The following is a 6,226-nucleotide window of genomic DNA, read 5'->3' as shown; positions in this document are numbered from 1 at the left end:
GTTTAAAGTGGTACGCGAGCTGGGTTTAGAACGTCGTGAGACAGTTCGGTCCCTATCTGCCGTGGGCGCTGGAGAATTGAGAGGGTTTGCTCCCAGTACGAGAGGACCGGAGTGAACGCACCACTGGTGTACGGGTTGTCATGCCAATGGCACTGCCCGGTAGCTAAGTGCGGAACGGATAAGCGCTGAAAGCATCTAAGCGCGAAACCAGCCTCGAGATGAGTTCTCCCTGAGTCCTTGCGACTCCTGAAGGGACGTTGAAGACGACGACGTTGATAGGCCGGATGTGTAAGCGCAGCGATGCGTTGAGCTGACCGGTACTAATGACCCGAGAGGCTTAACCTTACAACGCCAGAAGCGTTCTGGTGGTATTGAGAGACGAGAAGAATTTTCAGCGGATGTTCCGGATAACAGAATTTGCCTGGCGGCTTTAGCGCGGTGGTCCCACCTGACCCCATGCCGAACTCAGAAGTGAAACGCCGTAGCGCCGATGGTAGTGTGGGGTCTCCCCATGCGAGAGTAGGGAACTGCCAGGCATCATATTAAGGTTCATACGAACCGTGACCTCTCCGGTGACGCGGAAAGGGCGACATACCTGATATCAGAAGCAACATTCTGAATTCAGTCCAGAATCGGTGGAGCGGTAGTTCAGTTGGTTAGAATACCTGCCTGTCACGCAGGGGGTCGCGGGTTCGAGCCCCGTCCGTTCCGCCACCCTATTTAGGGGCGTAGTTCAATTGGTAGAGCACCGGTCTCCAAAACCGGGTGTTGGGGGTTCGAGTCCCTCCGCCCCTGCCAGATAATAATCCTTTGCTCCGGCAAAGGATTTTTTTTGATCTTAATTCAGCCACACACGCTTATTCTTTCAATATAATGACCGGTAAACCGATCATTATTCCCACAGCTATACCTGTTATACGTTAACTGGAAACTTTAATAACTGGCGTATATAGGCCTGCTGATCGCTGTTTTGCAACCAAACCGCATAAAGCGGCCGCATAGCAACAGGCGTATCCGGAATGACAGTTAAGTCGGGGTATTCGCTATGCCAGACGTCTGGCAGAAATGCGCAGGCGCCGGTGGTGTGCAAAAGTTGTCGCGTCAAATGCGCAGACGTAGTGGTTAAGACAGGCACGTCGTCAGCGCCTGCCAGATAACTTTCATGTTGATGAAAATCGGCTCCCCATTCCAGCTTGATGTAGTCATATTTTTCGCGTTTATCCAGCTTCTGCGAACGAAACAGCATCAAAGAAATATGACCAATCTGCTGGCTTGTCAGCTCATCCATTTTGGGCGCTTCAGTGGTGATCAACAAATCTAACTGCCGTTCATGAAGCTGCTTAACCAATAAATGCCGTTGCGCAACACGTGCTTCAAGATGCAGACTTTCTCTGTTCTCATAAAGCGTTTGAAGCCACGGAGTTAGATAGGCTTCCCAAAGCGAGGCGCTGGCTCCAATGGATAACTCATGATGCTGCTGAGTATGTGATACTTCTTTTTTTGCCATCATCCAGGTGCTCATCAAACTTTCAGCATAAGGAAGAAGGCGTTCGCCCGCTGAAGTAAGCCGGATATTGTTACGGTGGCGCGTGAAAAGGTTAACGCCAAGCTGGTTTTCCAACTGCCTGATTCGAAAACTTACGGCAGACTGAGTGAGATAGAGCGCTTCAGCGGCACGCCCAAAATGGCGGGTCCTGCTCACTTCAAGAAAGGTTTTAAGTAATTCCGTATCCACGTCTATCTCCAAAAAATCATTTGTCGTTATGATTTAAATGTTTTGTTTTACACTCTGTCAAGCGTATCTAATACTCCGCGCGATAAATAGCACGACCATAGAAGAGTCAGGAGCGTGTAAGATGGCGGAAAGCTTCGCAACAACTAATCGTTTTTTTGATAACAAACATTACCCGCGCGGGTTCTCACGTCACGGTGACTTCACCATAAAAGAAGCCCAACTTCTTGAGCGTTATGGTTACGCTTTTAACGAGTTGGATCTTGAAAAGCGTGCGCCGTCAACGGAAGAAGAGCGTCTGTTTATCGAAGTATGCCGCGGTATCCGCGAGCCTAACACAGAAGCAGAGCGGGTTTGGTCAAAATACATGACGCGCATTAAACGTCCAAAACGTTTTCATACCCTTTCCGGGGGAAAACCACAGATGGAAGGTGTGGAAGACTATTCAGATAGTGACGATTAAGAGAAAGGGCCTGAGGGCCCTTTTTTACGTCAGGGTTTTATGCAAATGAATGAGTAATCTGTCGATGCCCCGATAGCTTATCGCTTCCTGAAGATGCTGTCGCATTAACGTTTTCTCGCCAGCCAAATCGGCAATGGTTCTGGCAACTTTCAGTATACGCTGCCATGCCCGAACCGAAAGCCCAAGCTGGTTGAGTACCTCCTCCAACCAAATGGCATCAACATGGTTGATGTGGCAAACGTCCTGAATCTCTGAAGGATTAAGCGCCGCGTTAATTTTCCCGCTGCGTTTAAGCTGGCGTTCCCGCGCCGCCAGTACCCGATGGCGAACCGCCTCACTATTTTCCGACGGCTTATGATCACTGCTCAGCGTTCCCGGTGGAAGCAGTGGCACCTCCATAGATAGATCAAAACGATCCAGAAAAGGGCCAGACAAACGGCTAAGATAACGCAGCGTCTGCTCTGGCGATGTGCGGTTATGTGAGCCGCTATAGTGGCCGGTCGGGCTGGGATTCATTGCTGCCACAAGCTGAAAACGCGCAGGATAGAGGACCTTAGCGCGAGCGCGAGAAATACAAATCTCTCCTGATTCGAGAGGCTCCCTCAGCGCCTCCAGCGTTTTACGATCAAACTCCGGTAGTTCGTCCAGAAAAAGCACGCCATTGTGAGCCAGAGAAATTTCACCGGGTTTAGGCAGAGAACCGCCGCCGACCAGGGCATAGCGTGAAGAAGAGTGGTGGGGCGCACGGAAGGGCCGCTGACGCCACTGCTTCTTCATTTCGCTGCCACTTAACAGGCTGGTGATTGCCGCGCTCTCAAGGGCCTCGCCGTCGCTGAGGGGCGGCATCAGCCCGACAAGCCGGTTCGCCAACATTGTTTTACCCGTTCCAGGTGGGCCGATGAGGAGAAGGTTGTGGCCGCCCGCTGCGGTAATTTCCAGCGCTCTTTTAGCCTGTTGCTGGCCAATAATATCCTGTAAATCACCCCGCTGTTGTCGTATCTCTTCCTGAGAATAGTGAGCTGCTTCCAGCGAGGTTTTACCATGTAAAAAGGCGCAAATTTCAAGCAGGTGCGTGCCGGTGAGGCAACCACCATTTTTGATGAGCCCGACCTCACTCAGATTATCAGCAGAAAGAATGAGCTGGCGATGAGCCGCCGCCGCCGCCATCGCTGCCGGGATCGCGCCCTGTACGCCACGCAGAGCTCCCGTCAATGCCAGCTCTCCCAGGAATTCATAATGGCCCAGTTTGTCCGCTGGTATCTGCTCTGAGGCGGCCAGAATAGCGATTGCAATAGGAAGATCGTATCTTCCGCCCTCTTTAGGTAGATCGGCTGGCGCGAGGTTAACGGTAATACGCTTTGCCGGGAAGGTAAAACCACAGTTAATCAGTGCGCTGCGCACCCGCTCCCTCGCCTCTTTAACCGTTGTTTCGGGTAAGCCTACCAGGGTAAGCGCCGGAAGCCCGTTACTCAAATGGACCTCAATTGATACCAGCGGCGCTTCAATACCAATGGCAGCCCGGGTGTATGCAATGGCCAACGACATAAATTCTCCTTGTTGTTCGCCAGTGTGAACAAACAAGACAAGCGGTACGAGCCAAAAAATTACCTTTCTGAAAGGCGTTCGAACATTTTTTTCATGGCATACATCGTGCGACAAATTTTTCAGAGGCCGCCCGAAAATTCTACTGTTCCCATTTTTTCCGTAACGCAGACATTGACAGACTTTAGTAAGCTTATTACCTGAATGAAAAGGAATTTATTGATGGCAGATAAACGAGTGGAAAAATAAAAAGATAAAAAAATGTTGAATCATATGCGCTAACTGTGATAACTCTGTAGGCATTACTTCGAACGAGCGAAAGAAAAGAATCTAAATGAAAGCCCTTCTAAGCGTCCTAAGCCTTGTCGTCATTAACGTCGTCGTGATTATTATCACGCCGTGCGGGGCTACGCTCGGAGGAAGAAAGGCTTAAAAATCAAGCCTGATTTCGAAAGAACCCCCGCACCGACAGGTCCGGGGGTTTTTTTTTGCCATATGAGACATGTCACAGGAACATAAAATGAACAGTAGAACAAAATGCTGTAGTTCCAGTAACGGAACGGAGGAATAACTATGAATGGGGCTCAATGGGTGGTTCAGGCGTTGCGCGCGCAGGGCGTCGAAACTGTTTTCGGCTATCCGGGCGGCGCAATCATGCCGGTTTATGACGCGCTCTACGACGGCGGCGTGGAACATCTATTGTGTCGCCATGAGCAGGGTGCCGCGATGGCCGCGATAGGCTATGCGCGTTCAACCGGAAAAGTAGGCGTCTGCATCGCCACCTCCGGCCCAGGCGCAACCAACCTCATTACCGGGCTGGCTGATGCCATGATGGATTCAGTGCCGGTTGTTGCCATCACCGGGCAGGTGGCTTCTGGCTTAATCGGTACCGATGCCTTTCAGGAAATAGACGTACTTGGCCTCTCTTTGGCCTGTACAAAGCACAGCTTTCTGGTTGAAACGCTGGACGAACTGCCGGAAATCATGGCTGAAGCCTTTGCCATCGCGACGACGGGGCGTCCGGGCCCGGTACTGATTGATATTCCAAAGGACATTCAGCTGGCAAACGGCGAGCTGAATGCCCATTTGCTGCCGGTCGAAGACGAAGAAGCTTACCCGCATCAGGCGATCGAAGAGGCGCGCTTGCTCCTTGCTCAGGCGAAGAAACCCATGCTTTATGTGGGCGGCGGTGTTGGCATGGCGGGCGCGGTTGATGCGCTTCGCGCATTTGCCCTGACCAGCGGTATCCCCAGCGTTGCAACGCTGAAAGGCCTGGGCGCGCCCGATCCGGCGGATCCTTGCTATCTGGGCATGTTGGGCATGCACGGCACCAAAGCGGCGAACATTGCCGTTCAGCAGTGCGACCTGCTGATTGCCGTCGGCGCCCGCTTCGACGACCGCGTAACCGGTAAGTTAAACGCATTCGCGCCCAACGCGATCGTCATTCATATGGACATCGATCCCGCCGAGCTGAACAAACTCCGCCGGGCGCATATTTCACTGCGCGGCGATATGAGCAAAATGCTGGCCGATCTGCATCATCCCGCCGACATCGGCGCCTGGCGTGAAGAGGTGCAGGCGCTGAAAGCTGCGCATCCGTGGCGCTACGATCATCCAGGCGAAGCGATCTATGCCCCGCTGTTTTTAAAACAGTTATCGGCGCGCAAACCGGAAAACGCGATTGTCACGACGGATGTAGGGCAGCATCAGATGTGGACGGCGCAACATATGAGCTTCACTCGTCCCGAAAATTTCATTACCTCCAGCGGACTGGGCACCATGGGGTTTGGCCTGCCGGTTGCGATAGGCGCACAGGTCGCCCGCCCGCAGGATACGGTGATCTGCGTTTCTGGCGACGGTTCATTTATGATGAATATTCAGGAACTGGGCACCATCAAGCGCAAAAATCTGCCGGTGAAAATCGTGTTGATAGACAACCAGCGCCTGGGTATGGTGCGCCAATGGCAGCAGCTGTTCTTCTCCGAGCGCTACAGCGAAACAAACCTCTCTGATAACCCCGATTTCCTTACCCTGGCCAGCGCATTTGATATTCCTGGTCAACGCATCACCCGAAAAGACCAGGTCGACGCTGCATTAGACGCTTTGCTAAACAGTGAAGGGCCGTATCTGCTCCACGTCGCTATTGATGAGCTTGAGAACGTCTGGCCTCTGGTGCCGCCTGGCGCCAGCAACGAAAACATGATGGAGAAAATTTTATGACGCAGCATCAATTGTCTATCGAAGCACGGTTCCGCCCCGAAATACTGGAGCGTATTTTACGCGTCGTCCGTCATCGCGGTTTCCAGATCTGCAACATGAATATGGCGTCCGGGCTGAACACGGAAAACATTAATATTGAAATGACCGTTGTCAGTCAGCGCTCTGTCGATTTACTGTCAACACAATTAAGCAAACTGATGGATGTCGCTTGCGTACAGATCCAACACCAACAACAGACAACACAACAAATCCGCGCCTGAGCGCGAAAG

Annotated in this window: 6 protein-coding genes, 2 tRNA genes and 2 rRNA genes; 8 read left to right on the top strand and 2 right to left on the bottom strand. The window is 52.2% G+C overall.

Going from position 1 to position 6,226, the window contains the following annotated elements; all coding sequences use genetic code 11:
• From GS12_RS15520 to GS12_RS15505, 4 genes are all read left to right on the top strand, one after another.
• Positions 1 to 345: ribosomal RNA gene (locus GS12_RS15520) — 23S ribosomal RNA — on the top strand; the annotation flags it as partial.
• Positions 346 to 420: 75 nt separating this feature from the next.
• Positions 421 to 536: ribosomal RNA gene (gene rrf / locus GS12_RS15515) — 5S ribosomal RNA — on the top strand.
• A 101-nt stretch (positions 537 to 637) separates the two neighbouring features.
• A tRNA-Asp gene (locus GS12_RS15510) sits at positions 638 to 714 on the top strand.
• Between the two features lie 8 nt (positions 715 to 722).
• A tRNA-Trp gene (locus GS12_RS15505) sits at positions 723 to 798 on the top strand.
• Positions 799 to 913: 115 nt separating this feature from the next.
• On the opposite strand, the gene hdfR is transcribed toward GS12_RS15505, so the two are convergent.
• The gene (gene hdfR, locus GS12_RS15500) at positions 914 to 1,735 is read right to left on the bottom strand and encodes an HTH-type transcriptional regulator HdfR (RefSeq protein ID WP_034948633.1); all 822 of its coding nucleotides are present in this window, start codon (positions 1,733 to 1,735) and stop codon (positions 914 to 916) included.
• A 121-nt stretch (positions 1,736 to 1,856) separates the two neighbouring features.
• On the opposite strand from hdfR, the gene GS12_RS15495 reads away from it, so the two are divergent.
• Positions 1,857 to 2,195, top strand: coding sequence for a DUF413 domain-containing protein (locus GS12_RS15495; RefSeq protein ID WP_034918571.1), 339 nt, complete (start codon positions 1,857 to 1,859; stop codon positions 2,193 to 2,195).
• Between the two features lie 24 nt (positions 2,196 to 2,219).
• Here GS12_RS15495 and GS12_RS15490 read toward each other — a convergent pair whose 3' ends face one another.
• A complete protein-coding gene (locus tag GS12_RS15490) occupies positions 2,220 to 3,740 on the bottom strand; it encodes a YifB family Mg chelatase-like AAA ATPase (RefSeq protein WP_034948631.1) in 1,521 nt (506 codons plus the stop codon).
• Between the two features lie 331 nt (positions 3,741 to 4,071).
• Here GS12_RS15490 and GS12_RS24365 point away from each other — a divergent pair, with 331 nt between their 5' ends.
• The 3 genes from GS12_RS24365 (at position 4,072) to ilvM (ending at position 6,217) form a co-directional block, all read left to right on the top strand.
• Positions 4,072 to 4,170 (top strand): IlvGEDA operon leader peptide, encoded by a 99-nt coding sequence (locus GS12_RS24365; protein WP_152601420.1) that lies wholly within the window; start codon positions 4,072 to 4,074, stop codon positions 4,168 to 4,170.
• Positions 4,171 to 4,310: 140 nt separating this feature from the next.
• Entirely contained in the window at positions 4,311 to 5,957 is a 1,647-nt protein-coding gene (gene ilvG / locus GS12_RS15485; protein ID WP_034948628.1) for an acetolactate synthase 2 catalytic subunit, read from the top strand.
• On the top strand, positions 5,954 to 6,217 hold the full coding sequence (ilvM, locus tag GS12_RS15480) for an acetolactate synthase 2 small subunit (RefSeq protein ID WP_034948625.1): 264 nt from the start codon (positions 5,954 to 5,956) through the stop codon (positions 6,215 to 6,217). Before ilvG ends, ilvM begins: the two co-directional genes overlap by 4 nt.
• Positions 6,218 to 6,226 lie beyond the last annotated feature (9 nt).

This window comes from Erwinia oleae, assembly GCF_000770305.1.
GTDB classification, from domain to species: Bacteria; Pseudomonadota; Gammaproteobacteria; order Enterobacterales; family Enterobacteriaceae; genus Erwinia; species Erwinia oleae.
This window is presented reverse-complemented; position numbering and strand designations above follow the sequence as displayed.

Bases quoted from the DNA above. Each gene is read 5' to 3' on its own strand.
- ilvG (WP_034948628.1), top strand. From the start codon at position 4,311: ATGAATGGGGCTCAATGGGTGGTTCAGGCGTTGCGCGCGCAGGGCGTC.
- ilvM (WP_034948625.1), top strand. From the start codon at position 5,954: ATGACGCAGCATCAATTGTCTATCGAAGCACGGTTCCGCCCCGAAATA.
- GS12_RS24365 (WP_152601420.1), top strand. From the start codon at position 4,072: ATGAAAGCCCTTCTAAGCGTCCTAAGCCTTGTCGTCATTAACGTCGTC.
- GS12_RS15490 (WP_034948631.1), bottom strand. From the start codon at position 3,740: ATGTCGTTGGCCATTGCATACACCCGGGCTGCCATTGGTATTGAAGCG.
- GS12_RS15495 (WP_034918571.1), top strand. From the start codon at position 1,857: ATGGCGGAAAGCTTCGCAACAACTAATCGTTTTTTTGATAACAAACAT.